We start from the raw sequence: 27,000 nt of genomic DNA on the forward strand, positions 1-27,000 counted from the left end.
AATCCCGACCTATCCTTGTCAAAATGGTTTCACGTATTATTTTCTTTTCAGGCTTTCAATTGATGTTTTTTTGATTTCCTCTACGTTACTTGGACACAGTCTTTTAGTGCATGAAGATGTAGTTTTGATGCAACACACATCGTGTTCATGCAACTTAGATTTGTCTGTATTTAAAATTTCAAAAGCCGAACCATGATTTTTCGAATAACCCTTGTATACTAGTCAGGCGATGACTGCTTCCCTCTCAAATAGATTAATCATGATCCAACTATCCATTCTTATTGTTAATTATAATACTGAGACCTTCATAGAAAGCCTACTGGTTGATTTAAAAGAACAATCTATTAATAGTCAGGCCTTTGAAATCGTTATTGTAAACAATGTTCAAAATACACAACTAAATGAAGTGATTGGAAAAAATGCAACACTACAGGGACTCAATATTAAGATTATTGGTTCTGAGCGCAATATTGGCTTTGGCCGTGCAATGAACCTCGCAGCCGCACATGCCGAAGGTAAAGAGCTACTCATAGGGAATCCTGACCTTAGAATGTTAAGCACAAGCTATTTAGAGCAATTGCTTGAACACTCAAAACAACATGAAAATTATGGCATCATCACCACTCGACAAATCAATGATGATAAAAAAGATACATCTGAATATAAAAGATACGAGTTTGAACAAAACTTGGGTTATGAAAATCAAACCACTTGGTTCTGTGGTGCAGCTGTATTGATATCAAAGTCCATCTTTGATCAGGTCTCGGGTTTTGATCCTGACTTTTTTATGTATTGTGAAGATGAAGACCTGTGTCTACGTGTAAAAAAACTAAATTATCCTTTAATCAAAATCAATGAATTAGAAATTTATCATAAAGGCGGTTCAAGTGAACCACTTAAAGATTATGCGTTTTATCATCGCTGGTTTAAATCTAAAATTCTGTTCGCATATAAACACTACCCGACTGATTTATTTAATGAAATTTTGAATCAGTTAGAAAAAAAAGCTACGGTCAAAGCACGACTCTATGGCGTAATTGCGCTGAGCAACATCAAAAAATACCAGTCACGAAAGGACAAATGGAATGCAATGAAAGATTGCATTCAAAAAACCAAAGCTGAATCAGTTAATTGGTTGTATTATAAATAAGTATAAAATGATTTAGCCGCAGTACATGACTGCGGTTAAAATTATTTAAACTCAATCGTTTTCTTGTAGCGTGAAGTCTGTAATTGCTGATTTAATCGCTTCCATTCACGTGCTAATTTCTCACCAAAAGTACGTGCTTTACTTTCAGTTAGACGACGCTCCACACGCTCATTTTCCAGTATACTACCAAACTGCTGCTCTTGAGCTTGGTCATATAAATAGCTCTGGATACATAAAGCAGGTTTCATCTGATACAGACTCATATCCTGCGTATGATATTGCGGATCAAATAACAGATGATCCAGCGGCTCTTTAATTTCAGCCTTTCTTAATAATGCCATCAAATATTGTGCGGCATTTAAGCTGAGAATATAGCCTGCTGCCCCAACATGTCTTCCCTTTAGCTTAAACAAACGACGCTGTTTTCCTAAATCTAAGCCTTGGCGTTCGTGTAGAATTTTTTTTGCAAATGCTTCAAGTTTAATGATCTGCCAATTGGACTGAATCCAAGTGTCGCTACTGAGAAAATAGTCAGCATCCTGTCCCAAATACACATCATCTTCAAAAATAGCCAAATGAGGAATATGCTCATCTACCATTTTTTGCCAAATCAAGACATGACTCATAAAACAAGCCAACTCACCAGGACTTAAAAACTCATCCTGAATATTGAGCTGCATTTTTTCTGCTAAAGGACGTGCTAAATCAGGCGTCAGCGCATCGAAAAACTCAAACCCCACATTCTGTTTGCCGAACTCTTGTACGATGTGCTCACGACGCGCTGTGGCTGTTTTTAAGCTAATGACTATATTTTTCATATCGATACTACTTATTTCGATGCAACCAAATGCTTCACAGCATAAAACTTATCACGCCACATCCGCTTTTGTTTTTTGATGCCGTGAGAAAGACTACGCCCTTCTTTTTCTTTACGGGAAATACCTTGTGCTGCCACAGTGCCCAAGATATCACTATCCAAGCCAGCAGGTTTCACTAAAGCAGGCCACACGCCTAAACCCTTCCCATTTTTACTGAGCCATGTTTGAAAGAAAATATCGACAGGCATGGTCATTTTTCTCCCAGCTTGCATAAATGCTTCTGCACCTTGACGTGACCACACTAAACCTAAACCACGAATAGGAAAATAAAAAGCATGCCATAAGCTCATACCCTCAACATTCGTAATATCTTTAGCTAGCTTTTTCTTTTTGGTTGCAATGTTAATCAAATACCAATCCAGCTCTTTATGCTGATCGAGATACTCAATCACACCATCAAGCTTGTTTTTAAAGTCTTGATCAATCTTCATATCGTCTTCAAGCACCACCAAATAATCAGCATCTGTACTTAAAAATTTTTGTGCACAGCCATAATGACTTAAATAGCAGCCCAACTCCGAATTCATCAGTTTACGGCCAAGTACGTCGTTCGCCCCTTGGTCATCGTAGTTTGCAAATTCAGTTAACTCTTTACCACGTCCATCGACTGCAGAAAAACGTTCAAAAGGCCAGTTGACTTGATTCAGCTGCTGAGTTGCTCTTTCAAGTCGTTCCTGACTGCCGTCCAAATTAATCAAATAAGTAACAACTTTCATCATGAACCTTTAAACTAAAACTGAATGGGGCAAATAGCCTGCTAATTTTTCCTGCATAGCAGTACTGATTTTATTCGCAGCATCACTATCGAGCTGATCTAAACTCTGTATGCAGCCATACTTAATCTCAGGATTATGTAGCGCTTGTATAAAACTATTCAAACTGTCCTGATTTTTAAGATAGGCCAATTCTAGGTCTGGTTTCAACTCCGCCTGCTGTTTTTGAATCTTAATGTGGTTCATTAATGAAATTGGATTCAACTGCTCTACACTACGAAATTTAAACTTGATCTGTGTTTCTAAAAGCTGTGGATGCTCAAGCAAATAATCTTTTAATGCATGACGATCTACAATATGTGGATAATGATGGATTTCAAAAAATTTATTGAATCCCAAAACATCCGCACCAAGCATCTGCGCAATCATATGTTTCGGCTGAATTGACTTTCCAAATTGGCGACTCATCAGCTGACGATATTTGAGCTTTGCCTTGAGTGCAAAACTATTCTGCCAATGCCCATAGATCACCAAGTTTTCCGCTTTTAAAAAGTCTTCGAGTTGTGCAGGCGCATTAAAAAAGAAATCATCATTCAGATAAATAAAATAATCTGATAAGCCTTCAATATTCCAAAGCATACTTTCAATGGAACGGGTATTGAAGGTCGGTAAATGCTCTTCAAAACCTCTAAAAATTTCTCGGTGATCAACCACACGAATTTTATCGGCAGCGCACAAACCTTGCGCTGCAAATTCATCGATAAACTCAGGACGCTGACTATCTGCCACCACATAGATATGTCGACAGAACGGTACATATTTCAAAATGGAAGCGATGTTATAATAAATTTCGTTATTACTGGCAAAGCGCGTCGCACTGACTGCGTCAGATGCATCTTCACCAGTCAGATATTTATGACGTTTCTTTTTTAATTCAAGATCATTGCCATCTACCCAGGCAATCACGATATCAATATTTTGCATTCACTTGATCACTTCAAAATCTGAGTCTAATAGGCATTTATTGCCACGCATCCTTAATCCACTGTGATGGCAATACATAACGATACCATTTCCCACCACCACCATTAATCGCATCAGGTGGATTGATTTCACCATGGAAAATAATGACCTTAACCCCTTCAGGTTTTACAGGCGGTTTAAAGTATGCCAACGGAATTTTTTGCAAACAGTGATATTTGTAGCTCTTACACCAACTATCAGGCCAGTAAGAAAGTTTTTTCTCTTGATCGACATACCAAGACAAATAAGCTTGCTCATTGCGGAATTTTTGACGAATTTCATCAAAATGCTCCCGAAAATAAGGCATCAGCCCAGGGAAAGCGCCCAGTTTAAAACGGTAAACCGAGCTGTTGCCTGTAATCCGCCAAGGACGTTTCCAATCATGAATAATTAGGAAGTCCCCAGGATGGGTAAAAAAACTGTCAATATTGTCAACAATCACCACATCCAAATCTAAAAAGAGCGCATTACCTTGTAAACCGTACAAGTCTGGCTCGAATGTAGACAATTTATTCCAACCTCGTTCAGGACTTCCCTCTGGAAGAGCTAAAGGTGGAATGGGGAAACATTCGATTGCAGGGTCAATTCCTTCCGTACGATCTGTTAGACAAACCATTTTAAAATCAACCGTGGTGTGACGCTTCACCATGTTATATAAACGATTGACGTACTCGGCCCCATATTTGGTGCCCCATTTCATGCATAACACAATGTTTTGTTCTGTTTGTGTTTCAGCCTGTTTTGACAACGAGTCGTTTACGTTTTCCTGCATGTTCTATCATCCACCAGCATTCTGCGTTGTATCATAACATTTCTTGCAATAAGTTAGTGTATGGCTTTTTCAAAGCCCTCATAATACTCAAAAATAGTTTGTGCTATGATACGAAATCGCTTAGATAAATCCTTTACAGGATTCACATAAGCCCTCATATGAAGAATATATAATCAGGTTGATATGAAAATAGCAGTTGCAGGCACAGGTTACGTCGGCCTTTCTAATGCCATGATCTTCTCACAACACCATGAAGTGATTGCACTAGACATCATCGACACGAAAGTTGACATGTTGAATCAAAAAATCTCCCCGATTCAAGATACAGATATATCAACATTTTTAAGCGAAAAACCGCTCAATTTTCGTGCCACAACTGACAAATATGAAGCCTATCGAGGCGCTGATTTTGTCATCATTGCAACACCCACCGACTATGATGTGCAAACTAATTATTTCAACACGCAGAGTGTGGAAAGTGTTATTCGAGATGTCGTCGAGATTAATCCTCAGGCAACGATGATTATCAAATCAACCGTGCCAGTGGGCTTTACGCAAAAAGTCAAAAGCCAGTACAACACTGCCAATGTGATCTTCTCCCCAGAGTTCTTACGTGAAGGCAAGGCTCTGCATGACAACCTTTATCCCTCTCGGATTATTGTTGGTGAAAAGTCAGAACGTGCTCAATTGTTTGCAGATATGCTGATCGAAGGTGCAATCAAAAAAGACAGTCCTGTATTGTTTACTGACTCAACTGAAGCCGAAGCGATCAAGTTATTTGCCAACACCTATCTCGCGATGCGTGTCGCTTACTTTAATGAACTCGATACTTATGCCCAGTCTTTCGGTCTAGACACTCGTCAAATTATTGAAGGCGTATGTTTAGATCAACGCATTGGCAATCATTATAACAACCCATCGTTTGGCTATGGTGGCTATTGTCTACCAAAGGATACAAAACAACTTCTTGCCAACTACAATCAAGTGCCAAGTAACCTGATTCAGGCTATTGTAGATTCTAACAGTACCCGTAAAGACTTTATTGCAGACTCTATCATTGCAAAAAATCCCAATACTGTCGGTATTTATCGTTTAGTAATGAAAAGCGGCTCCGATAACTTCCGTGCCTCCGCGATTCAAGGTGTCATGAAACGCATCAAAGCAAAAGGCATTGATGTGATTGTTTATGAACCAACCTTAAATGAAGATGAATTTTTCAAATCCAAAGTGATTAATGATTTAGAACAATTTAAACAACAAAGTGATGTCATCATCGCCAATCGCAAGTCGCAAGATTTAAGTGATGTTGAGGATAAAATCTATACCCGGGATATTTTTGGAGGCGATGAATGAACGTTTTAGTAACAGGCGCAGCAGGCTTTATCGGCTTTCATGTCTCTAAAAAACTACTTGAACGTGGTGATAATGTTGTCGGTTTTGACAATATGAATGATTATTATGATCCTGCTTTAAAGAGAGGTGGTCCCACATGTTTGAACAACTAAAAGCTTATTTATAAGTGATACTCTGCTCTAGTTAAGCTACCTTATTTTGTTGTGGTAGCTGGTCATAGTAAAACTCATCTGGAGTCATTTTGTCCAGACTCGAATGAGGTCGTTTCAAATTATAAAATTCAAAATATGCGTTTAATTGCTTCTTCGCATCCAAAACATTGCTGTAGGCTTTGAGATACACCTCTTCATATTTAACGCTCCGCCATAATCGTTCAACCATCACATTATCAACCCATCGACCTTTACCATCCATGCTGATTTGGATGTCATTTGATTTCAATACATCAATAAATGCATCACTGGTAAACTGACTGCCTTGGTCTGTATTAAATATTTCAGGTCGACCATATTTTTCAATAGCTTCATTTAATGTTTCTATGCAAAATGTAACCTCCATACTAATCGATACTCTATGCGCAAGTACCTTGCGGCTATGCCAATCAATCACAGCACATAAATAAACAAAGCCTTTTGCCATAGGGATATACGTTATATCCGTAGACCACACTTGATTACTGCGCTGAATAGCCAATCCTTTGAGCAGATATGGATATTTGCGGTGAGCTTGATTAGCCTGGCTTAAATTTGGTTTGCAATATAACGCATTAATGCCCATTTTCTTCATTAAAGTACGTGTATGACGTCGTCCTATATGATGTCCTTGACGATTCAACAAATCACGCATCATACGGCTACCTGCAAAAGGGTATTGCATATGTAATTCATCAATACAGCGCATCAGCTTCAGATCTGATGCACTCACAGGTTTTGGGCGATAGTAATAACAACCACGGGAGACTTTCAGCAGCTGAGCTTGCTTAGATACTGAAATCTGAAGTGAGTCATCGATTAACTTTTGTGGTTGAAGCGGCCCAGTTTCTTCAACACACCTTCTAAAAAATCAATTTCTAATGCCTGCTCACCGATTTTTGCATGTAGTTTTTTTAGATCGATGGGTGGTTCTGTTGGAGCTTTTGATTGATCGAAAGCTTGCGAGGAAGCTGAAATCAGTTGATTTTTCCAGTCGATAATTTGGTTTTGATGAACATCAAATTCAGCACTCAATTCAGCAAGTGTTTTTTCTGCTTTAATCGCAGCAAGTGCTACCTTAGCTTTAAAATCATTTGAATGATTTCTTCTTGGTCTACGTGCCATAAAATACTCCATATATTGATGTTTATAACATCATTTGGGGAGCAAAATATCACTTATAAGTGTTGTTCAAATTTCCTGATCCACCTCTAAGCAAGCACGTATCGACTTATTACATCAAACCGCTCAGCAAAGTGCTGGCCAATTTGACTTCATTCAAGCCAATCTTGCCGATAAAACAGCAGTTGATCAATGCTTTCAACAACACCAGTTTGACCGTGTGATTCACTTGGCTGCACAAGCAGGCGTGCGCTACTCACTTGAAAATCCAATGAGTTATGTAGAAAGCAATATTATTGGCTTTACCAATATTATTGAAGCTTGCCGCTATGCGAAAACACCACATCTGACTTATGCCAGCACCAGCAGTGTATATGGTGCAAATACCACCATGCCTTTTAGTGAACAGCATGGCGTAGACCATCCTATTCAGTTTTATGCAGCAACAAAACGTGCAAATGAATTGATGGCGCATAGCTATAGTCACCTATTTCAATTGCCAACCACAGGCTTACGTTTCTTTACGGTCTATGGACCTTGGGGACGTCCCGATATGGCGCTGTTTAAGTTCACCAAAAACATCATTGCGGGTCAATCAATTCCTGTATTTAACCATGGGAACCACACCCGCGATTTCACCTTTATTGAAGACATTGCTGAAGGCGTGATTCGCTCAAGTGATCAAATTGCTAAAGCCAACCCAAATTGGGACAGCAATCACCCAGATCCAGCGACCAGCAATGCGCCTTTCCGTATATTCAACATCGGCAATAACAATCCTGTGAGACTCATCGAATATATTCAAGCAATTGAAAAAGCCGTTGGCCAAGAAGCCATTTTAGAATTACTCCCACTTCAAGCAGGCGATGTACCTGATACCTTCGCTGATAGCAGCGCTTTAGAAAAAAGTGTAGGGTATAAACCCTCTGTTTCAGTTGAAGATGGTGTGAAACAATTTGTAGATTGGTATCGTGACTTTTATCAGATTTAAATAAAAGCCACTCGCTAATTAAACTAATCTAAATTAAAACCCTAATTACTGTGTAATTAGGGTTTTTAAATACAGATGTATTTAAATTAAATTGTAGATCGTTACACCATAAAATTTTTCTTACTAAACCGTCATCCAACACAAAACTGTCTCCTATACCTATACAAATTCTTTGAGGTAGAAAAAACCTATCCTTCGGTTGAATATTTTCAACTAAATAAACGAAGCTTATTTTTAAATAGTAACATCTTAGCAATAGGATAACTTTTATATATACTCGATGAGGTTTATGAAATGGCTTTTATTAAAAAATTACATATCAAAAAACTATTAAGCCCATACAAAACATTGGCTTAAATTACTCAAGGGAAATACTAAATCAAAAACAACCCGAGCCATCATAAATAATCCTATGATGACTCTACACTTATAAAAATAATTTATTTATTCTACTTTTTTCATATATTTATCAATATATGATTAAGAGCGCCACAATTCTCCAAGTTTTACATCCCACTCAACAGGAGAAATAACCATACGTCCAGCATTTGGGGTCAATGTAATTTCACTAAACAGCACTTCATCTTGTGACAACAGGAAGTCAATTCGGCTATAACCATATTCCAAACACAACTGCTCAGACAGCTCAACCATTTTATGCATCTTGCACGGTTCTACTACCGCTTCTGGTGTATTCTCTTTACAATCGACGGTGAAAGGCTGTAACACCCACGAGGTATCATAAATATTTGAATATTCTGTACCATCACGCCCTTGGACATCAACTTCAACATACTTAGGCTGCCCTTCAAAACAATGAACACGACATGTTGTAATGGTGGCATGCGTGTTAGCATCACGGTATAAATCAACATAATGCTCTGCCAAAATGAGCGGCGAAATATTTTTATAGTGCCACTCTCGCTTGCGGTAGTACATATTCATTTTTAAACTGTTATTTAGTTTACTTTCCGCTCTATTAACATCAAATGTACCTTTATCGCGACAAACAATAGCGCTTCCACTGTCGTGGGTACATTTCAAAACAAACTGGCTTGGAAATTGATCAAAATCAATATTCTTAAAGTCACAATATGTGCCTATAAGTGGGACCAGATGTTTTTCTCCAATCCGATCTATAATCAACTCTCTTACTGCCGATTTATCAGCTAATTTGGTATGTAATGCACTCCTTTCAAAAATCATTCGTGCAGTAACTTTCTCATTAAAACTTTCAGGTTGATTAAAATTTGGCATATACCCTAATTTATTAATAAACCTCTTTTTTAAATATCTCTCATCAGAAACAAACAATGTTCTAAATACTTTTGCTTTATATATAAGACTGTTAATCATGGGTAAGAATTTTAAATACATCTCATTTTTACCAAATAATAACAAATTAAATTATATTATGTATGCTTTAAGAATATTATTTTTACTAAAAGTTCAAAATATTCTATCCTTTATAAACAATTAAATGCTATAAAATATAATCCATATATCTTTTTAAATAATGAAAACAAAAAAGGGCTCCAAAGAGCCCTTTTTTTTCATCGAACCACTTATTTTACATAAGTTAGCCAGTGTGCATATTTCGGGTCTTTACCCTGTACTGCATTAAAGAATGTGGTTTGAATTTGTTCAGTGATTGGACCACGTGTACCCGAACCAATTTCACGGTCATCATATTCACGAATAGGCGTCACTTCAGCAGCAGTACCTGTAAAGAATGCTTCATCCGCAATGTAGAATTCATCACGTGTAATACGACGCTCAACTACGTCATAGCCCAAGTCTTTTGCAATCGTAATAATGGTCTGGCGCGTAATGCCATCAAGTGCACCGCCCGCGATATCTGGCGTATGTAAAACACCATCTTTTACCAAGAATACGTTTTCGCCAGAACCTTGGCATACATAACCTTGAGGGTCGAGCAACATTGCTTCGTCATAACCTGAGTGCGCTACTTCTTGGTGAGCCAAAATCGACAAGGTATAGTTACCTGACGCTTTCGCTTTACACATCGTCACGTTTGGATGGTGATGGGTAAATGATGAGGTTTTCACACGAATACCTTTCGCCATTGCTTCATCACCGAGGTATGCACCCCAGCTCCATGCCGCTACTACTGCATGAATCGTATTGTCTGTTGCAGCAATACCTAATTTTTCCGAGCCAATAAAGATAATTGGACGCAAGTAGCAAGACGCTAATTTATTTTCACGAACCACATCAATTTGAGCTTGCTCTAGTGTTGCTTGATCAAATGGGACTTTCATTTGATAAATTTTTGCAGAGTTCAATAAACGCTTAGTGTGTTCTTTTAGACGGAAAATAGCCGTGCCATTCGGTGTTTCATAGGCACGGACACCTTCAAACACACCCATGCTGTAGTGCAAGGTATGTGTTAATACGTGAGTTTTTGCCTCACGCCAGTCAACCAATTGTCCATCTTGCCAAATAAAACCATCACGATCAGCCAAATTCATGACACACACTCCAAATTTATATACACAGTCATGTTACCCAATGCTCACGATTGAGCTTGGATCAATTAATCTTTGCCATAATTTGCAAACGATCACTCGGGTATCGCGCCAGTCCGCAGCATTTACTTGCATGGATTGATTCGCAAGGGCTAAACGGTGGCTCTCGGCTCGTTCACTGAGATAAGCTTGAATCAATGCAGTCGCATCGTCACTGGATAAGCAACTGGCTTTTGCGGCGTCTTCAAGGATTCGTACATTGTCGGAATAATGGGCAAGATCTGGATGAGATCCGCTCCATGCCAACACAGCATACTGTGCCATAAATTCGATATCGACGATACCACCTGCGTCTTGTTTTAAATGAAAAATTCCATCTTTTTGTTGTTCTTTAGAAGAACCCAAATGGTCTTTCATTTTTTGACGCATCTTCAGCACTTCTGCGCGTACATTTTCCTCATCTCGTGGCTGCGTCAAAATCCGACAGCGCAATGCTTCAAATTTATCACGCAAACTTGGCTCACCTGCAATCGAGCGAGCACGTACCAATGCTTGATGCTCCCAGACCCATGCATTTTTCAACTGATATTGCTCAAAGGCTTTTAAACTGGTGACCAAGACCCCCGCTTCACCCGATGGGCGTAAACGCGTATCGATTTCATAAACCCGACCATCGAGGGTCTGCGTGGTCATCAATGACATAAATTTCTGCGCAACACGCATTGCAAACTCGAATCCACTGATCGACTTCAGCCCATCGGTATCGGCTTGCTCATCCATATAATGAATAAAGACCAGATCTAAGTCCGAGCCATAACCCAGCTCAATCCCACCAACCTTGCCATAGCCCACCACAGCAAATGCCAAATGATCAATCGAACAACGCTGCCCTTCTACATCGAGCGGATAACCATGTTTCTTTGCCGTCATTTGATAGGCTAAATTTAAAGTCGTACTGACCGAAACTTCTGCAATATCGGTCAAAGCATCGGATACTTTCATCAATGGACTTTCAGCCAAGACATCACTAGCCGCAACTGCCAAAACATTGGATTTTTTAAATAGGCGCAGCACACGCATCAAATCCTCAACGTCATCAAGCTCAATGCGAAGCAACTGTTGACGCAGTGAATCTTCCAAATCTTGACGGCGCGGCAGCTCAAAGTCCATGGACAAAAATTCATCCAAGAGCACTGGATAATGGGTCAATTCTTCACAAATCCATGGACTTACGGTTGCCATTTTCACTAAGCGCTGTAAAGCCCCTTTACTCTCAATCAACATGACCAAATATACGGTGCGTCGCATCACCGACTCAACCAAAGGCATGAGGCGAAGCAGCGCGGCTTGCGGCTTATCTGACTGTAAAATCGCTTCAATCAAATGCGGCCAAAACATTTTTAAACGCTGCACCGCTTTTGCAGGCAGCTTTTTTAGCGCATGACCATTCCAAAATTCATGGATGAGATTTTTTGCATTCGCATCTAAGACTTCATTTAACCGCGCTTCTAACTGACTAAAACTTTCTACGAAAGGGTCATGCTCTTTTTCTTTAATTAAATGCTCAAACTGGTAAATGACTTTGGCGCGCTTTTGATTTAAATGTTCAATAAATGCATCCCAGCTTACAAAACCCAAGGTGTCAATCATCCTTTGTCTAAGTTCTGGTTCCGTTGGCAAAGACTGGGTTTGTTGATCATTCAGAGCTTGAATGGCATGCTCTACACGGCGCAGAAATAAGTAGGCATCTTCCAGCTCACTGACCGCTTGCCCATCCAGCAAACCCACTTCGCCCAAATGATGTAAGCTCACTAAACATTGACGGTCTTGTAATTCTAATTTTGCCCCACCATAAATTAGCTGAAAAACCTGCACAATAAATTCGACTTCACGAATACCGCCCGCACCCAGCTTAATATCATCTTCGATATTGCGGCGTAATACTTCACGCTCAATCATGGCTTTCATTTCGCGCATGGCTTCAAAAGCGGTGTAATCGACATACTTACGGAACACGAAAGGACGAGTCATGTCCAACAACTCATCCCCCTCTTTGCCCCCTGTTACAATCCGCGCCTTGATCCACGCATAGCGCTCCCACTCGCGACCATGCTGGCTTAAATACTTCTCCAGCGCCGCATGACTAATCGCCAGTGCAGAACCATCACCCCAAGGACGTAAGCGCATATCCACACGGAAGACAAAACCATCAGCCGTGATATGGTCCAACAAGTAAATGAGTTTCTGACCCCACAAAATGCAAAACTGTTGTACATCTATGCATTTACGACCATCAGTTTCACCTTGTTCATCAAAAGCAAAAATCAAGTCAATATCACTGGACAGATTCAGCTCTTGTGCACCGAGCTTCCCCATCGCGACCACAATTAAATCTTGAATTTTATGGTTATAACCCACAGGCTGACCATGTTTAGCCACCAATGGTGCTAAGGCAAACGCTTTTGCCACACAAATGGCTGCATCGGCAAAATCAGATAACTCACGCGTTAGCGTCATCACATCGATCAATTGATTGGCATCCTGCCAAATCCAGCGAAACATTAAACGCGCACGTAAAATTCGGATGGTGCGCATCCACGTGATTTCATCACTGATGTCTTTTAAGGTGTTTTGAACGACATCGAAAATTTGTTCGGTGGTCAATGGCTGAGAAAATTGATCAATTGCATAATCTTGTTCAAGATAAACCTGATGTATAGATAGGACTTGTTCCGCATATTGACTTGCGCGCAATGTCTTTTGCAATTGCTCAGCATTCATGATCGACTCTTTCGCATTGTTTTGGTTATTTATAACAGCAGATCATGAGATTAGGTGAATTATTTTATAAGAAAAGTATGTAGGACTTACGCATTGACGGATTCAAAAAAGTATTAAAATACTTTATAAAGTATCTGTGATCAGACGAATTAAACATGCTTCTACAGCAACTTGTACTCTACCCATTTATATGGGCTTTCTCATGACAGAACCGAACTCTATTAGCTGCACACAACTTGCCGAGACTTATAATATCTCGCATGATAGTGTAAATCGCTTTCTAGAGCGTGAAGACTACACACCTCACGACCTATATCAGGAAGCAATTCAACATATTGATAATAATAAACTTATAGTCAGTATTGATGATACTGTTTTAGATAAACCGTATAGTCAGCATATGGACTTAGTTAGCTATTTTTGGTCAGGCAAACACCACCGATCCGTCAAGGGTATTAATCTCATTACCTTGTATGCGACAGATCAAAATGGTCAAAATATTCCAATTAATTTCCGAATTTATGACAAATCTGAAAGTAAAACCAAGAATGATTACTTTATGGATATGTTAAGTGAAGTACTCAGTTGGGGTGCAAAGATTCAATTCATTACAGGTGATAGTTGGTATTCATCGATTGCAAATCTAAAAACCATAAGAAAACATGGTATTCGATTTATGTTTGGTATCGACTGTAACCGTAAGGTTTCCCCAGAAAAAGGACAATGGTTTCAACTGCGTTTATTGCCGAATTTCCATCAGGGTCAAGTGGTCTGGCTCAAAGATTTTGGCTTTGTACAATTATTTAAGACTCAGTTAAAAGAACAGCAGAGGTTTTATATTGTGCATCAAGATGAAGATGATTTATTGTCCTTTGAGGGTTTTCATGAATTACATTCAAGTCATTGGAAAATAGAACAATATCACCGAGTGATTAAACAGGTTTGTCATATTGAAAAGTTTCAAGTAAGACGATCTAAACTGATTTTGAATCATATTTTTTCAGCCTTGATGGCCTACGTCGAGATACAAAAGAACCAGTTTGAGCGGATCTTTGAAAATGTATATCGTTGGCAGAAGAAATTATTTAGACCAATCATCAAAGACTTCATTGATGACTTTATTCTCGATAAAAATCATCTGCTACCACAGAGAATCTATAAATAATACTGCGTAAGTCCTAGTATGATTATTCACTAAATTCTTGCTGGGATGTCTCGAGTGACAATGCTTAATGTGCGCTGTTCGAACGGGGCAGGCTGACGATAAAAGTTGAACCTACACCTTCTTTCGATGTGACTGAAATTTCACCTTTATTCAAATCAACAAAACGCTTACACAACACCAGACCTAGCCCCGTACCTTTCTCCCCAGCTGTCCCCTTAAAACTAACGGTTAGTTTCGGTTCAAACAAAGATTCAATTTGCCCTAAGGTCATACCTAAACCTGTATCTTGAATGTAGATATCGATAAAATCATCACGCTGTTTGGCATCAATCGTCACAACACCTTCGCCATGCATATGGGTAAATTTCAGTGCATTTGAGACCAAGTTTTGGATCACTGAAGTCACCATATTGATATCTGCAAAAATTTTTAAATCATCGGGGACACGGTCAATCAGTTGAATATTTTTATTGATAGCCAACGCATGCAACACATCAAAAACAATTTGAGAGGACTGCTTAAATTTGTAATGGATGGGGTGATAAACAAAACGTCCGCCCTCTGCCATCGCCCAATTCAGTAGGCTCTCTAACAAGCTATAAGTCGATTGCGCGGTATCATGCAAATAATCTGCAATGCTTTGCACACCAGACTCATCCAAACTTTCGCGCTCTTCAGCCAACACTTCTGAGAAACCAATTAAGCCATGAAAAGGCGCCCTTAAGTCATGTGCAATAATTTGGAAAAATTTGGTTTTACTGACATTCATAGCCACCTGTTGTTCATATAACTCTTTGAGCTCCGCATTTTCCATGCGTAAATGCAGCAGATTAAGAAACCCAGAGGCCAGTTCATAGACATTTTCTACAGCATCTTGCGTAAAAGCGTCCAACTGTTCATCAAAGAAAATCACTTGCCCTACAGATTTATCCGATACCTTTAAATCCAATGCGATGATCCGCTGATGTTTAAACCCTAAAGCACTCACCTGCTGAGAAAGATGATGATAATGGGAATGCAGGCTATCAATCGCAATCTCCCCTTCAAAATGAGTAGCAAAATTGGCTGCAGCGGGTAACTGAAAAGCATTGAATGCGTGTTTGCCCGCATACCAACTATAAGGTTCATTGCTAAACGTTAAAATTGCGGCATCTGCACCTAAAATTTTTCGCGCAAATTTGAGAAAGCTCTTAATTTTATTGTCATTACTGTTCACGCCCAACAATAAAGATAAGTGACAAGCACTTAACTGTTCTGTATCAGACCCGATATCTAGCAATTGAATACCCATTTCTGCCTCATCTTTTGTGATTTTCGGCACAAACCTATTATTTACTTGTATTTATTAGCAAATTTTCAACATTAAAACAATATAAAAATACAACAATACAAGCGTGGCATTTAAAAAAAAAATTAATTATTTCAGAATTTTATATTGTGACTACTTTCTCTTTTTAGAAAACTCGTTATTTATCAGAAGGATTAAAACAAAATTGTGAGTCCATCATATGAGGACATAATTAAGCAAACCCGCAACAAACATTCAATTGCTTTAAGTCATCTGTAATGTTTTATGGCGATTTGATTCAAATCTTAAATTTCAGGCAATAAAAAACCCAAGACTGAATATGCTTGGGTTTTTTAATATCTTGGTCCCGAGGGTCGGACTCGAACCGACACGTCATCTCTGACAGCGGATTTTGAGTCCGCCGCGTCTACCAATTTCACCACCTCGGGAAGGTGTTGATGCGTATATTAAACTTTTTGAAAAACTTGTCAACGCAAGTTGATAGTGATTGGCTATTTTTAAGTCATATTTGATTTTTTAGCTTTATATTTGTGCAATTTCAGCGTTTTTCTGCAAAAACGCATATACTAAGCGCAATTTTGACCTCCCTTATTTTGACGCTGCTTTCCGATCATGCAACTTTCTGATTTTAATTTCGACCTCCCTGATGAACTCATTGCCCGTTACCCTTTAGACACGCGTAGTGCTTCTCGACTGTTACACCTCGATGCTCAAGGTCAGCATCATGACTTTCAATTCACCGACATTTTAGATTTGCTCAATGCAGGTGATTTACTGGTCTTAAATGACACCAAAGTGATGAAAGCACGCCTCAAAGGCAAACGTGCCAGCGGTGGAGCTGTCGAGGTTCTGGTAGAACGCATGCAAGATGCATTTATTGCACACTGCCACATCAAAGCTAGTAACACACCCAAAGCAGGCGCTGAGCTCTTTATTGGCCCAGATGCCGTTAAAATCACTATACTAGGTCGTCATGAAAATTTATTTATTGTGGAGTTTTCCCAGCCAATTTTAACGGTGCTGGAATTATACGGACAACTTCCGATCCCTCCCTACTTCAACCGTGAAGCTGAAGCCATTGATACCGAGCGTTATCAAACAGTATTTAATGATCCAACCAAGTTAGCCAGTGTCGCTGCACCTACCGCAAGCTTACACTTCGACCAAAAGCTGTTGGATCAACTTGAAGCCAAAGGTATTCAGAAAACCTTTGTCACTTTACACGTGGGTGCTGGTACCTTTCTGCCTGTACGTACCGATGACATTGCCAATCACATTATGCACAGTGAATGGTGTGATGTTCCTGAGCATTCAGTTGAGCTTATTCGTCAAACCAAAGCGCGTGGTAATAAAGTCATTTCTGTCGGAACGACAGCGACACGTGCGGTTGAAAGTGCAGCGCAGGCACATGATGGTGAACTCAAAGCTTGGACTGGAGATACCCAAATTTTTATCTACCCAGGTTATGAGTTCAAAGTGGTGGATCGTCTTATCACCAACTTCCATCTGCCTGAATCGACTCTCTTGATGTTGGTTTCAGCGCTATCAAATCGTGATAATATTTTGATGGCTTATCAACATGCAGTTGCAAACCAGTACCGCTTCTTTAGTTATGGCGATGCCATGTTAGTTGACCAACTTCAACCCAAATAAGAACCTCACATGCCTCTCGATACGATCAAACATTCTATTCATATTCGACGTAAAAAGAATCAGGTCGTGTTTGATAATATCGACAAGCTTTGGGGCATTGCTCGGAGTGCGGACACTGCCCAAGAAATCTTGGATCGGTTGCATCCATGGAAAGCACCGATTACCCTTAAATTTGAACAAGTTTAGTGGCGCATTCTCGCTTCTTTAGGGGCGAGTCAAGCCACTTTTAGCACTCAGGTTTTTTGAGCGTTTAACTGCTATTTCAGATGGTGGTTGTCTTTGGTTTTCAATGTACTGTTTAACCGTTTCAAGGCTTGCACCACCACACGAAACTACACAGTAACTAGGCGACCAAAAATGATTACCCCATAGCTTTGTTTTAATTGAGTCCCAAAAGCTTTTTCGTAGCAAATAAGAACTTTTCCCTTTTAGTTTTCCAGCTAGATTAGAGATAGCAATTTTAGGGTGAACATTAACCATCATGTGAACATGGTCATCCTCGCCATTAAACTCCATCAACTCACAATCCATTTGTTCGCAGGTTTCCTTCATTATTTCTTTTAATGAATCTAACATTTCTTGGGTTAGCACATCTCTACGGTATTTAGTTACAAATACTAGATGAACATAATTCTTAAAAATACAGCTTCTACCTGTTCTCCACTCATACATTTTTATCACATACTAGATTTACTTAAGATAAAAGATAGTATAAAATTCCAGCATATAAATAGCAAGAACACTTCACTTAGTAATGATTTCAGGCATTAAATTTCGAGCATACCCAACGGAGGAACAGAAGTTAATTCTGAGCCAATGGATGGGCTGTGCGAGATTTGCTTGGAATGCTAAATGTGATGAGGATAAGTATTTCCGAGGTTTTGCTCGTAAGTTCACACCGTTTAAGCAGTATTTTGATACTCAAGATCAGAAATACGCTCAGTTTAAGTCAGAAGAACTGACCCCATGGCTTGATAAATGTCCAAGTACCATTCTCAAGAACTCGACTGTGAATTGGTACAACACCCTCAAAAAATCAACCAAGGGGATTTGTGGCCGACCAAAGCGCAAAGCCAAAACCGATAAAGGTAGCATCTACCTGACTCGTGACCTGTTCTCTTTCGAGAAAGATCAATTTGGTAAAACACGACTTCAAATTGGTGGTCGTAAATACAATATTGGCTATCTGAGCTTCAATAAACATGCCGATTTTAATGAGCCAAAATCTCTTTATATCCGTAAAGAGCGTGGTCAATACTTTGTTTCATTCTGCTATGAAGATGGAATTGAGATGGAGGATTTTGATGGCAAAAAATTCAATGAAGATAAGTACCTGGAAAAGCAATTAGCATTATTAAGTGATACTGATGCCAATGAACTAAATAAGCACGTTGTTGGTATTGATCGTGGCGTGGCAATCCCTGTTTGTACACCAGCGCAAGAATTTGATTTTACCAGGGAACAAAAGAACCATCTAACCAAAGCTGAGCGCTACATTAAACGATTACAGCGCAAGTTAGCCAAACAGCAAAAAGGGTCAAACCGTAGAGCTAAAACCAAGCACCGTATTGCGATCCATCACGCTAAGAAAGCCAATATCCGAAAGGATTTCAATCACAAGACTAGCCATAGCCTAGTAAGCAATGAGCGAAATAAAGTATTCATTTTTGAGAAGTTAAATACTCAAAAAATGACGAAAAAGCCAAACCCTAAAAAGGATGAATTAGGTCGATTTATCCCCAACAAGGCAAAGGCAAAAGCAGGTTTAAATAAAGCAATTCTAAATGTTGGTTGGTATATGCTTGAGGCATATGTTAAATACAAAGCCATTCGTTTAGGAAAAGCTGTATTTAAGGTTCAGGCAGCTTACACAAGTCAGGAGTGTGCTTCATGCGGTCACACTCATCCCGACAATCGCAAAACTCAAGAAAAGTTTAAATGCGTGAGTTGTGGTCACACTGATAATGCGGATAAAAACGCATCCAAAGTGATAAAAAGCCGAGCAATAAAATTAATTTTAGACACTGGAACGGTGTTGGAGAAAGGCTTAATGTCTTCCTCTAGTGGGCGTGGAGGTAGTCGTAAGACGAAAAAGAGTGTTAAAACTCTTTCTCGCATTGCCGATGAAACGTCAAAAGAGATGATTGCAGCTTAAGTTGCTTTCAGAAACTCGTTGCTTTAGCTGCGAGTAGTTCATGAGCAAAACGAAAATGTCGGTGCTGCGATCAGCATCTTTAACCGCAATGTCGAACTGTTTAACAACCACATTCAAATCTTTCCCAACAACATTGTAAACACCATGACTGTCGGTAAAAAAGCTGTGCGTCCATTCCGTGACGCTGCTGCGCTGCAAAATTTTGATTACCGTCCCAATTTCAACTAAAAAGATCGCGCTAACACAAAGAACACATCCAAGGCACTCATTTTGATTGCCTTTTTTAATATCTACATTTACTTCACTTCTGGCAGCTATCGCTTGCTATGCCACGGCAATTCATCTCCCACTCTCCCCAACATACTCAAATCAAAACCGTTGTCACCGCACACAATTTCGTACAGAAAAGCTTTGCGTTAAAAGTGTTACAACACTGGTGTTTATTTGCATAATCAAGGAAAATAGCCTCCTTTTAGCGGCGAACTGTTTTTTCGCTCTTGCACTGCAAGCAGAGCAGTGCTTTGCTCTTGTTCAGGATATTTTATGAAGTTTGAAAAATTAGGTCAGTCGGGTCGCGCCCGTCGTGGTCGTTTAACTTTAGAGCATGGTGTGGTTGAAACCCCTGTGTTCATGCCTGTCGGTACTTATGGTACGGTGAAAGGCATGCTCCCGCGTGATATTGAAGACATCAAAGCGCAAATTATTTTAGGCAACACCTTCCATCTTTACCTACGCCCTGGCCTTGAAGTGATTAAAGAGCACGGCGGTCTGCATAAATTCATGAAGTGGGATAAACCCATTCTAACCGATTCAGGCGGCTTCCAAGTCTTCAGTTTGGGCGCGATGCGTAAAATTAAAGAAGATGGCGTAACGTTCCGCTCTCCAATTGACGGTTCTAAAGTATTTTTGTCTCCTGAAATCTCAATGGACATCCAACATACATTGAACTCTGACATCGTGATGATTTTTGACGAATGTACGCCTTATCCTGCAACGCATGAAGAAGCGCAAAAGTCTCTACAATTGTCATTGCGTTGGGCAAAGCGTTGTAAGACTCAGCATCATGATGTGCTTGAAAATAAAAATGCGCTATTCGGCATTATTCAAGGTGGTATGTATGAAGACTTACGTGATGAGTCTTTAAAAGGCTTGCTTGAAGTTGGTTTTGACGGTTATGCCATTGGTGGTCTGTCCGTCGGCGAACCGAAAGAAGAAATGATTAAAGTGCTGGATTATCTTCCAGAAAAAATGCCAGCAGACAAACCGCGCTACCTGATGGGCGTGGGTAAACCTGAGGACATCGTAGAAGGCATCCGCCGTGGCGTCGACATGTTTGACTGTGTCATGCCTACACGTAATGCCCGAAATGGACATTATTTTGTGACCGATGGTTTAGTACGTATCCGTAACAGCAAATACCGTCATGATCAAAGTCCGCTTGATCCACACTGCGACTGTTATACCTGTACCAACTTTACTCGCGCTTATTTATTCCATTTGGAAAAATGTGGTGAAATGCTGGGTTCAATGCTCGGTACTATTCACAACTTACGTTACTACCAACGCTTCACTCAAGACATTCGTGATGCATTGGATAATGATCGCTTTGATGCCTTTGTTGAAGATTTTTATGCACGTCGTGGTTTAGAAGTTCCACCTTGCCCCCAAGATTAATTGTTGTGAGCATTTGCGCTTGGTAAAAAGACAAGGTAAATTGCAGAACAAGTCTATTTATGATCAATTCGTTGGTCACCGTTTTTTTAGTTTAGGAATTTGAAATGAGCCTTTTTATTTCTACAGCTCACGCAGCGGGTGAAGCTGCACAACAACCAAGTATGGTCGCAAACTTATTGATGATTGCTGTTTTTATTGCAATCTTCTACTTCTTAATTTGGCGCCCTCAAGCTAAACGTGCCAAAGAGCACCGCTCTTTGGTTGAAAGTCTTGGTGTAGGCAGTGAAGTTGTTTTTGCTGGTGGCCTCATGGGTAAAATCACTAAACTCGAAGGTGACTTTGCAGTGGTTGAACTGAGCCGTGGTGTAGACGTAAAAATCCAACGCGCAAGTGTGATTTCAGTTCTTCCTGAAGGCACATTAAATAACCTTTAATCAAAAAAATTAGTCGTGCATCCGCACGACTTTTTTCATTTTAAGAAGAAAACAAATGCGTTACCCAGCATGGAAATATCTACTGATTCTCGTGGTTTTGACGATCAGTACATTATATGCCCTGCCTAGTTTGTATCCGGATGAGCCTGCGGTTCAAATTTCTGGTGCCAAAGCTGGTACCCAAATTGACCAAAGCATCGTACAAAAAGCAGAGCAGATTTTAAAATCTGAAAGCATTTCAAGCCATGACAACAGTTTTAGCAATAATGCTGCACTGTTACGTCTTGACTCTAGCGAAGCACAATTAAAAGCCAAAGAAGCGTTACGTCGTGGCCTTGGTGATGACTATGTTGTCGCGTTGAACTTGGCACCAACCACGCCAGAGTGGCTACAAAAAATTGGTGCAAAACCAATGAAGCTCGGTCTGGACTTACGTGGTGGTGTTCACTTCTTATTAGAAGTGGATATGGATAAAGCGATTGCTCAGCGCATGGAAACCTCTGCGACAGATTTACGTCGTCAGTTCCGTGACAACAAAATTAAATTTAACAGCCTTGCATTAAACAACAACACCATTACCGTTCAGTTCGCCAACAATGATGATCGTACTGCGGCTCAAGACTACTTACGTAGCAATGGTAATGAGTTTAATCAGCAAGCGGTCGCAACTGCGACAGGTTCAACCTTACGCTTAACCTATACCGATGTTCGCCGCCAAGAAATTCAATCTTATGCCGTGAACCAAAACTTAACCACTTTACGTAACCGTATTAACGAGTTAGGTGTGGCAGAAGCCTTGGTACAAACACAAGGTAGTAACCGCATCGTGGTTGAGCTCCCAGGTGTTCAGGACACTGCTGAAGCAAAACGTGTCTTGGGTCGTACAGCAAACCTAGAGTTCCGTTTGGTCTCTGACCAAAATGACCAAGTGATTGACCCTTATACGGGCAAGAGCAATGGTCAACCGCTTCCACCAGGAACCGAACTTTTTGCCTATCAGTCTTTAGACAGCGGACGTGAATTACTTTTAAACCGTAACCGTATTTTAACGGGTGAACGTGTTCAAAACGCATCAAGTGGCTTTAGCCAAGACACTGGCGGTGCTGAGGTAAACATTACATTAGACACAGCAGGTGGCAAACTGATGGCCGATGCAACCCGGAATGCGGTGGGTAAGCGTATGGCTGTGTTGTTCATTGAAAATAAACAACGTATTAGCTATATCACCGATCCTACCACTGGTGCGCAAACTGAAGTCCGTACACCCTATGCAGAGTCTGTCGTGATTAACGCTGCAACCATTCAAGCAGTCCTCGGCTCTCAATTCCGTATCACGGGTCTAGATTCACCTCAAGAAGCGTCTGAACTTGCACTAATGCTACGTGCTGGTGCACTTGCTGCGCCAATGTACTTTGTTGAAGAACGTGTAGTGGGTCCAAGCCTCGGTCAAGAAAACATTGATAAAGGTGTGCTATCAACTCAAATCGGCTTCTTACTAGTCGCAATTTGGATGGTAGTCTTCTTCCGTCTCTTTGGCTTAATTGCTAACTTTGCCTTGGTCTTCAACTTAGCCATGATTCTAACCGTCATGTCATGGATTGGTGCTTCCCTCACCCTGCCGGGTATTGCGGGTATCGTGATTACCATTGGTATGGCGGTCGATGCCAACGTCTTGATCTGTGAGCGAATACGTGAAGAAATGAAGTGGGGAGCATCACCCAAACAAGCCATTGTGGCGGGTTATGACCGTGCTTATAACACCATTTTCGACTCAAACTTAACCACATTCTTGGTTGCGTTTATCCTATTTGCTATCGGTACAGGCCCAATTAAAGGCTTCGCTGTGACCTTAATGATCGGTATTATCTGCTCTATGTTTACTGCTATTACAGTAACACGTGCGATTGTACAGCTCATTTATGGCAAAAAACGTAACTTGAAAAAGTTGAGCATATAAGGAGATCGATGATGACTGATGTGACTCAACAAGATTCAAAAAAATACGGCCGTCCAGATGATGAACGTGTAATTGATTTTATGAAGATTGCGCTGCCTGCAGCCATTCTTTCTATTGTCTTAACCATTGGCAGCCTATTCTTTATTTTCACCAAGGGTCTTAACTTAGGTTTGGACTTTACTGGTGGTATTTCTGCCGAATTGAACTATAGCAAACCCGTGAAGTCGGCCGATGTCTCTGCTGCACTGACCAAAGCTGGCTTTCATGACCCTGTGGTACAAACCATTGGTTCAGATCGTGATTTGATTGTGCGTATGCCTGTACAAGAAGACACAGCCGCAGAAGACTTAACCAAAACCATTACCCAAGCTGTACAGCTACCGGGTAACTCTGCTTCAGTTAACAAAGTTGATGTGGTGGGTGGACAAGTCGGGAATGAACTCTACATTCGCTCAGCGGGTGCTGTGGCTTTAGCGTTACTGCTGATGTTGGTCTACGTAACGATTCGCTTTGAATTCAAACTGGCGATGGGTGCTGTACTGTCTTTGTTCCATGACGTGGTGGTCACCATCGGTATTTTTGCCATGATGCAGTGGCCATTTGACTTAACTGTATTGGCTGCAATTCTGGCTCTGATTGGTTTCTCATTGAATGACAACATTGTCGTTTCGGATCGTATTCGTGAAAACTTCCGTAAGATTCGTGGCGCTTCGCCTTTAGAGATCGTCAACATCGCTTTAACTGAGACCCTACGTCGTACCATTCACACCTCAATGACTTTATTGTTGGTGGTGATCTCGATGATGATCCTCGGTGGTGATGGCCTTAAATGGTTCTCCGTTGCAATGTTTGTGGGCGTCTTTGTGGGTACCTACTCTTCAATCTACATCGGTACAGCTTTTGCTTTATGGCGTGGCTTAAACCGTCAAGACTTCATTGTTCAAGTGAAGCCTGAGTTTGAAGAAGAAAATGAAATTCCATAAATGCACACCATAGTGTGAAAAAGAAAGCCTCTCAATCGAGAGGCTTTTTTATGTCGGTGAGAAGGTGTTGTACCAGCTCAATCTGAGGCAACGCATAGCCACGGCAGGACTGTTCTGCCCGCCAAGCCACGGTCAACATCACATCTCCCAACTCAAAATTTTGATAGGCAAAACTCCCAATCAGCGGATGACTACACATGCCGCCATTATGCGTTGGATGTGCTTGAGTGTTCAGTTCATTTAAGTTTAAACGAATGCCTAAACCCGAGGCTTTAAGCACCGCTTCTTTGGTGGTCCAGACCTTAAACCAGTATGCTTTGTCCTGATCAAACTCGTGCCACACGCGAAGTTCCTCTACGTGAAAAGCATGTTTAGCCAAAGCCTCAAAGCGTACTTTTCGGCTTAATTCTTCCACGTCCACGCCTAAATCTTGCATCCACTCAGTGGTAGCTAAAGCATAGTAATCTTGGCTGTGACTATGATTAAAATGAAAGGAAGGCTGATCAAGCAAATAAGGTTTACCTGTCTCACTCAACGCAATGGAGTGATCATCCACAATCATATGCCGTTGTTCGGATAAGCATTGATTGCGATATTGATAAATGGCTTGTTTTCGCTGTGCAATTTGCTCAACACGTGACAGGTTGTGATCCACCAGCACAATGTCCTCAATCTTTTTCAGCTCAACACGTATTGTCCTTGCCACTTTGCCTTCCTATCATAGTTTCATTCATCATAAAATAAAAAAGCCCAAAGATCACTTTGGGCTTTTCAGCATCAAAACCTTAATGCCTGATTAGCGTTTGAATTTCTTCTCAGCTTTCTTAAATTTCTGAACATAACGACGCTTACGCGCTGCTGTACGTTCATCCACCTGTGATTTACGTCCTTCAAATGGGTTTTCAGAGGTTTTAAACTCAATACGTACTGGCGTACCTTCAAGTTTGTACACTTTACGGAATACGTTTTCTAAATAACGACGATAATCCGCAGGCGTTTTATCAACTTTGTTACCATGCACCACAATCGTAGGTGGATTTTGTCCACCCATATGGGCATAACGCATTTTAATACGGCGACCACCGACCATTGGCGGTTGGTGCGCATCCGTAGCATCACTTAAAATTTGTGTGATTTTTGCAGGTGAAACTTTCAAATGTGACGAATCATAAGCACGGTGAATCGATGGATATAGATCCCCCACACCCGTACCATGCAATGCAGAAATCAAATGCACTTTCGCCCAAGGAATAAAGTCAAAGCGACGATCAACATCCAACTTACATTGTTTGCGATCATACTCAGACATATTGTCCCATTTGTTAATCGCGATCACCATCGCACGGCCCGCTTCAAGCGCGTAACCAATCAAATGTAGATCTTGCTCAACCACACCTTCACGTGCATCAAGAACAACCACAATGACATGGGCATCTTTAATGGCCTGTAGCGTTTTCACAATTGAGAACTTCTCAATCATTTCATCGACTTTACCTTTACGACGCACACCTGCAGTATCGATTAAGGTGTAATGACGGCCATCACGTTCATACGGGATATAGATCGAGTCGCGGGTTGTCCCCGGTTGGTCAAATGCAACTACACGCTCTTCACCCAACAAACGGTTCACTAGCGTCGATTTACCGACGTTTGGACGACCAATAATCGCTAAACGTAAGCCTGTGTTCTTGTCGTGCTCATCTGCATCTTCATCTTCAGGCACACTTGAAAGCACATCTTCAAGCATTTGCTGTACACCGCGACCATGGCTCGCAGCCACTTGCATGGGTTCGCCCATACCCAACTTGTAGAATTCAACAAGTGCAGCTTCGGCATGTACACCATCAACTTTGTTCGCCACAAGGTAAACTTTCTTACCGAGTGTACGCAGCTCACGCGCAATTTGCTCATCCGATGCGAGTAGGCCTGCGCGTGCATCGACGACAAATACAATAATATCGGCTTCATTGATGGCAGTTTTAGACTGTTCTGCCATGTAAGAGTCGATACCGCCTTCATTTTCGCCAATACCACCAGTATCAACCACAATGAAAGACTTATTTTGAAATACAGCATCACCATATTTACGGTCACGAGTCAGACCGGCAAAGTCAGCAACAAGCGCGTCTCGGCTTTTGGTGATCTGGTTAAATAGCGTTGATTTTCCGACGTTCGGACGACCAATGAGCGCAATTACGGGTTTCATA

The 27,000-nt window shown here is 40.6% G+C and carries 22 protein-coding genes, 1 tRNA gene and 3 pseudogenes; 13 read left to right on the forward strand and 13 right to left on the reverse strand.

Annotated elements, in window-relative coordinates; genetic code table 11:
- Positions 1 to 259: 259 nt before the first annotated feature.
- Positions 260 to 1,150, forward strand: coding sequence for a glycosyltransferase family 2 protein (locus AC4CUX_RS04305; protein ID WP_490792213.1), 891 nt, complete (start codon positions 260 to 262; stop codon positions 1,148 to 1,150).
- 41 nt (positions 1,151 to 1,191) lie between these two features.
- Here AC4CUX_RS04305 and AC4CUX_RS04310 read toward each other — a convergent pair whose 3' ends face one another.
- From AC4CUX_RS04310 to AC4CUX_RS04325, 4 genes are read right to left on the reverse strand one after another with little or no spacing between them, the layout of a single operon-like run.
- Positions 1,192 to 1,968, reverse strand: coding sequence for a glycosyltransferase family 25 protein (locus tag AC4CUX_RS04310; RefSeq protein ID WP_178928792.1), 777 nt, complete (start codon positions 1,966 to 1,968; stop codon positions 1,192 to 1,194).
- Between the two features lie 11 nt (positions 1,969 to 1,979).
- Entirely contained in the window at positions 1,980 to 2,744 is a 765-nt protein-coding gene (locus AC4CUX_RS04315) for a glycosyltransferase family 25 protein (protein ID WP_178928798.1), read from the reverse strand.
- Between the two features lie 9 nt (positions 2,745 to 2,753).
- Positions 2,754 to 3,725: a stealth family protein gene (locus tag AC4CUX_RS04320; RefSeq protein ID WP_178928793.1), complete on the reverse strand. Its 972-nt coding sequence runs from the start codon at positions 3,723 to 3,725 to the stop codon at positions 2,754 to 2,756.
- Positions 3,726 to 3,762: 37 nt separating this feature from the next.
- Entirely contained in the window at positions 3,763 to 4,536 is a 774-nt protein-coding gene (locus AC4CUX_RS04325; protein WP_178928794.1) for a glycosyltransferase, read from the reverse strand.
- A gap of 183 nt (positions 4,537 to 4,719) precedes the next feature.
- On the opposite strand from AC4CUX_RS04325, the gene AC4CUX_RS04330 reads away from it, so the two are divergent.
- Both AC4CUX_RS04330 and AC4CUX_RS04335 read left to right on the forward strand, forming a co-directional pair.
- A complete protein-coding gene (locus AC4CUX_RS04330; RefSeq protein ID WP_178928795.1) occupies positions 4,720 to 5,889 on the forward strand; it encodes a nucleotide sugar dehydrogenase in 1,170 nt (389 codons plus the stop codon).
- Positions 5,886 to 6,011 (forward strand): annotated as a pseudogene (locus tag AC4CUX_RS04335) (NAD-dependent epimerase/dehydratase family protein); the annotation flags it as partial. The gene AC4CUX_RS04330 and the pseudogene AC4CUX_RS04335, both read left to right, overlap by 4 nt.
- Positions 6,012 to 6,072: 61 nt before the next feature.
- Here AC4CUX_RS04335 and AC4CUX_RS04340 read toward each other — a convergent pair.
- Positions 6,073 to 7,205 (reverse strand): IS3 family transposase gene (locus AC4CUX_RS04340; protein ID WP_227555100.1). Its coding sequence is split into 2 segments (ribosomal slippage): positions 6,073 to 6,953 and positions 6,953 to 7,205, totalling 1,134 coding nucleotides; the frame shifts between segments, so codons are not numbered across the junction.
- 88 nt (positions 7,206 to 7,293) lie between these two features.
- On the opposite strand from AC4CUX_RS04340, the pseudogene AC4CUX_RS04345 reads away from it, so the two are divergent.
- Positions 7,294 to 8,193, forward strand: a pseudogene (locus AC4CUX_RS04345) (NAD-dependent epimerase/dehydratase family protein); the annotation flags it as partial.
- A gap of 480 nt (positions 8,194 to 8,673) precedes the next feature.
- Here the strand turns inward: AC4CUX_RS04345 and AC4CUX_RS04350 are convergent.
- The 3 genes from AC4CUX_RS04350 to glnE form a co-directional block, all read right to left on the reverse strand.
- Entirely contained in the window at positions 8,674 to 9,549 is an 876-nt protein-coding gene (locus tag AC4CUX_RS04350; RefSeq protein ID WP_178928291.1) for an ATP-grasp fold amidoligase family protein, read from the reverse strand.
- 209 nt (positions 9,550 to 9,758) lie between these two features.
- Entirely contained in the window at positions 9,759 to 10,685 is a 927-nt protein-coding gene (locus tag AC4CUX_RS04355; protein WP_087528050.1) for a branched-chain amino acid transaminase, read from the reverse strand.
- A 33-nt stretch (positions 10,686 to 10,718) separates the two neighbouring features.
- Positions 10,719 to 13,463 carry a bifunctional [glutamate--ammonia ligase]-adenylyl-L-tyrosine phosphorylase/[glutamate--ammonia-ligase] adenylyltransferase gene (gene glnE / locus AC4CUX_RS04360; RefSeq protein WP_010327518.1) on the reverse strand — a complete coding sequence of 915 codons (2,745 nt, stop codon included), beginning with the start codon at positions 13,461 to 13,463 and terminating at the stop codon, positions 10,719 to 10,721.
- Positions 13,464 to 13,599: 136 nt separating this feature from the next.
- Here glnE and AC4CUX_RS04365 point away from each other — a divergent pair, with 136 nt between their 5' ends.
- Positions 13,600 to 14,628: an IS701 family transposase gene (locus AC4CUX_RS04365; protein WP_081316814.1), complete on the forward strand. Its 1,029-nt coding sequence runs from the start codon at positions 13,600 to 13,602 to the stop codon at positions 14,626 to 14,628.
- Between the two features lie 64 nt (positions 14,629 to 14,692).
- Here the strand turns inward: AC4CUX_RS04365 and AC4CUX_RS04370 are convergent, their stop codons facing one another.
- Both AC4CUX_RS04370 and AC4CUX_RS04375 read right to left on the reverse strand, forming a co-directional pair.
- Positions 14,693 to 15,919 (reverse strand): sensor histidine kinase, encoded by a 1,227-nt coding sequence (locus AC4CUX_RS04370; protein WP_490792617.1) that lies wholly within the window; start codon positions 15,917 to 15,919, stop codon positions 14,693 to 14,695.
- 359 nt (positions 15,920 to 16,278) lie between these two features.
- Positions 16,279 to 16,365, reverse strand: a tRNA-Leu gene (locus tag AC4CUX_RS04375).
- A gap of 184 nt (positions 16,366 to 16,549) precedes the next feature.
- Here AC4CUX_RS04375 and queA point away from each other — a divergent pair.
- Together queA and AC4CUX_RS04385 are read left to right on the forward strand one after the other, a co-directional pair.
- Entirely contained in the window at positions 16,550 to 17,590 is a 1,041-nt protein-coding gene (queA, locus tag AC4CUX_RS04380; protein ID WP_010327520.1) for a tRNA preQ1(34) S-adenosylmethionine ribosyltransferase-isomerase QueA, read from the forward strand.
- A gap of 9 nt (positions 17,591 to 17,599) precedes the next feature.
- Positions 17,600 to 17,776 carry a hypothetical protein gene (locus AC4CUX_RS04385; RefSeq protein WP_010327521.1) on the forward strand — a complete coding sequence of 59 codons (177 nt, stop codon included), beginning with the start codon at positions 17,600 to 17,602 and terminating at the stop codon, positions 17,774 to 17,776.
- Positions 17,777 to 17,794: 18 nt separating this feature from the next.
- Here AC4CUX_RS04385 and tnpA read toward each other — a convergent pair whose 3' ends face one another.
- On the reverse strand, positions 17,795 to 18,262 hold the full coding sequence (gene tnpA / locus AC4CUX_RS04390) for an IS200/IS605 family transposase (RefSeq protein ID WP_010327522.1): 468 nt from the start codon (positions 18,260 to 18,262) through the stop codon (positions 17,795 to 17,797).
- A gap of 82 nt (positions 18,263 to 18,344) precedes the next feature.
- Here tnpA and AC4CUX_RS04395 point away from each other — a divergent pair, with 82 nt between their 5' ends.
- The 6 genes and pseudogenes from AC4CUX_RS04395 to secF all read left to right on the forward strand — a co-directional run bounded on the left by AC4CUX_RS04395 (position 18,345) and on the right by secF (position 24,793).
- Positions 18,345 to 19,745, forward strand: a complete 1,401-nt coding sequence (locus AC4CUX_RS04395; RefSeq protein WP_058951639.1) for an RNA-guided endonuclease InsQ/TnpB family protein — start codon at positions 18,345 to 18,347, stop codon at positions 19,743 to 19,745.
- A 36-nt stretch (positions 19,746 to 19,781) separates the two neighbouring features.
- Positions 19,782 to 19,973 (forward strand): annotated as a pseudogene (locus AC4CUX_RS04400) (LemA family protein); the annotation flags it as partial.
- Between the two features lie 315 nt (positions 19,974 to 20,288).
- Entirely contained in the window at positions 20,289 to 21,419 is a 1,131-nt protein-coding gene (gene tgt / locus AC4CUX_RS04405; RefSeq protein ID WP_004697695.1) for a tRNA guanosine(34) transglycosylase Tgt, read from the forward strand.
- A 104-nt stretch (positions 21,420 to 21,523) separates the two neighbouring features.
- Positions 21,524 to 21,853 carry a preprotein translocase subunit YajC gene (gene yajC / locus AC4CUX_RS04410; RefSeq protein WP_004697692.1) on the forward strand — a complete coding sequence of 110 codons (330 nt, stop codon included), beginning with the start codon at positions 21,524 to 21,526 and terminating at the stop codon, positions 21,851 to 21,853.
- A 55-nt stretch (positions 21,854 to 21,908) separates the two neighbouring features.
- The gene (gene secD / locus AC4CUX_RS04415) at positions 21,909 to 23,810 is read left to right on the forward strand and encodes a protein translocase subunit SecD (protein ID WP_178928277.1); all 1,902 of its coding nucleotides are present in this window, start codon (positions 21,909 to 21,911) and stop codon (positions 23,808 to 23,810) included.
- An 8-nt stretch (positions 23,811 to 23,818) separates the two neighbouring features.
- Entirely contained in the window at positions 23,819 to 24,793 is a 975-nt protein-coding gene (gene secF / locus AC4CUX_RS04420) for a protein translocase subunit SecF (RefSeq protein WP_005401700.1), read from the forward strand.
- Positions 24,794 to 24,824: 31 nt separating this feature from the next.
- Here secF and AC4CUX_RS04425 read toward each other — a convergent pair whose 3' ends face one another.
- Together AC4CUX_RS04425 and der are read right to left on the reverse strand one after the other, a co-directional pair.
- The gene (locus AC4CUX_RS04425; protein ID WP_178928278.1) at positions 24,825 to 25,499 is read right to left on the reverse strand and encodes a 4'-phosphopantetheinyl transferase family protein; all 675 of its coding nucleotides are present in this window, start codon (positions 25,497 to 25,499) and stop codon (positions 24,825 to 24,827) included.
- Positions 25,500 to 25,589: 90 nt separating this feature from the next.
- Positions 25,590 to 26,999: a ribosome biogenesis GTPase Der gene (gene der, locus AC4CUX_RS04430; RefSeq protein ID WP_010327527.1), complete on the reverse strand. Its 1,410-nt coding sequence runs from the start codon at positions 26,997 to 26,999 to the stop codon at positions 25,590 to 25,592.
- Position 27,000: the final 1 nt, after the last annotated feature.

It is taken from the genome of Acinetobacter sp. 231_lipA (assembly GCF_058243005.1).

What these genes read in the sequence shown, in the direction of transcription:
- AC4CUX_RS04305 (WP_490792213.1), top strand. Translation starts at nt 260, where the DNA reads ATGATCCAACTATCCATTCTTATTGTTAATTATAATACTGAGACCTTC.
- AC4CUX_RS04310 (WP_178928792.1), bottom strand. Translation starts at nt 1,968, where the DNA reads ATGAAAAATATAGTCATTAGCTTAAAAACAGCCACAGCGCGTCGTGAG.
- AC4CUX_RS04315 (WP_178928798.1), bottom strand. Translation starts at nt 2,744, where the DNA reads ATGAAAGTTGTTACTTATTTGATTAATTTGGACGGCAGTCAGGAACGA.
- AC4CUX_RS04320 (WP_178928793.1), bottom strand. Translation starts at nt 3,725, where the DNA reads ATGCAAAATATTGATATCGTGATTGCCTGGGTAGATGGCAATGATCTT.
- AC4CUX_RS04325 (WP_178928794.1), bottom strand. Translation starts at nt 4,536, where the DNA reads ATGCAGGAAAACGTAAACGACTCGTTGTCAAAACAGGCTGAAACACAA.
- AC4CUX_RS04330 (WP_178928795.1), top strand. Translation starts at nt 4,720, where the DNA reads ATGAAAATAGCAGTTGCAGGCACAGGTTACGTCGGCCTTTCTAATGCC.
- AC4CUX_RS04350 (WP_178928291.1), bottom strand. Translation starts at nt 9,549, where the DNA reads ATGATTAACAGTCTTATATATAAAGCAAAAGTATTTAGAACATTGTTT.
- AC4CUX_RS04355 (WP_087528050.1), bottom strand. Translation starts at nt 10,685, where the DNA reads ATGAATTTGGCTGATCGTGATGGTTTTATTTGGCAAGATGGACAATTG.
- glnE (WP_010327518.1), bottom strand. Translation starts at nt 13,463, where the DNA reads ATGAATGCTGAGCAATTGCAAAAGACATTGCGCGCAAGTCAATATGCG.
- AC4CUX_RS04370 (WP_490792617.1), bottom strand. Translation starts at nt 15,919, where the DNA reads ATGGGTATTCAATTGCTAGATATCGGGTCTGATACAGAACAGTTAAGT.
- queA (WP_010327520.1), top strand. Translation starts at nt 16,550, where the DNA reads ATGCAACTTTCTGATTTTAATTTCGACCTCCCTGATGAACTCATTGCC.
- AC4CUX_RS04385 (WP_010327521.1), top strand. Translation starts at nt 17,600, where the DNA reads ATGCCTCTCGATACGATCAAACATTCTATTCATATTCGACGTAAAAAG.
- tnpA (WP_010327522.1), bottom strand. Translation starts at nt 18,262, where the DNA reads ATGTATGAGTGGAGAACAGGTAGAAGCTGTATTTTTAAGAATTATGTT.
- AC4CUX_RS04395 (WP_058951639.1), top strand. Translation starts at nt 18,345, where the DNA reads ATGATTTCAGGCATTAAATTTCGAGCATACCCAACGGAGGAACAGAAG.
- tgt (WP_004697695.1), top strand. Translation starts at nt 20,289, where the DNA reads ATGAAGTTTGAAAAATTAGGTCAGTCGGGTCGCGCCCGTCGTGGTCGT.
- yajC (WP_004697692.1), top strand. Translation starts at nt 21,524, where the DNA reads ATGAGCCTTTTTATTTCTACAGCTCACGCAGCGGGTGAAGCTGCACAA.
- secD (WP_178928277.1), top strand. Translation starts at nt 21,909, where the DNA reads ATGCGTTACCCAGCATGGAAATATCTACTGATTCTCGTGGTTTTGACG.
- secF (WP_005401700.1), top strand. Translation starts at nt 23,819, where the DNA reads ATGATGACTGATGTGACTCAACAAGATTCAAAAAAATACGGCCGTCCA.
- der (WP_010327527.1), bottom strand. Translation starts at nt 26,999, where the DNA reads ATGAAACCCGTAATTGCGCTCATTGGTCGTCCGAACGTCGGAAAATCA.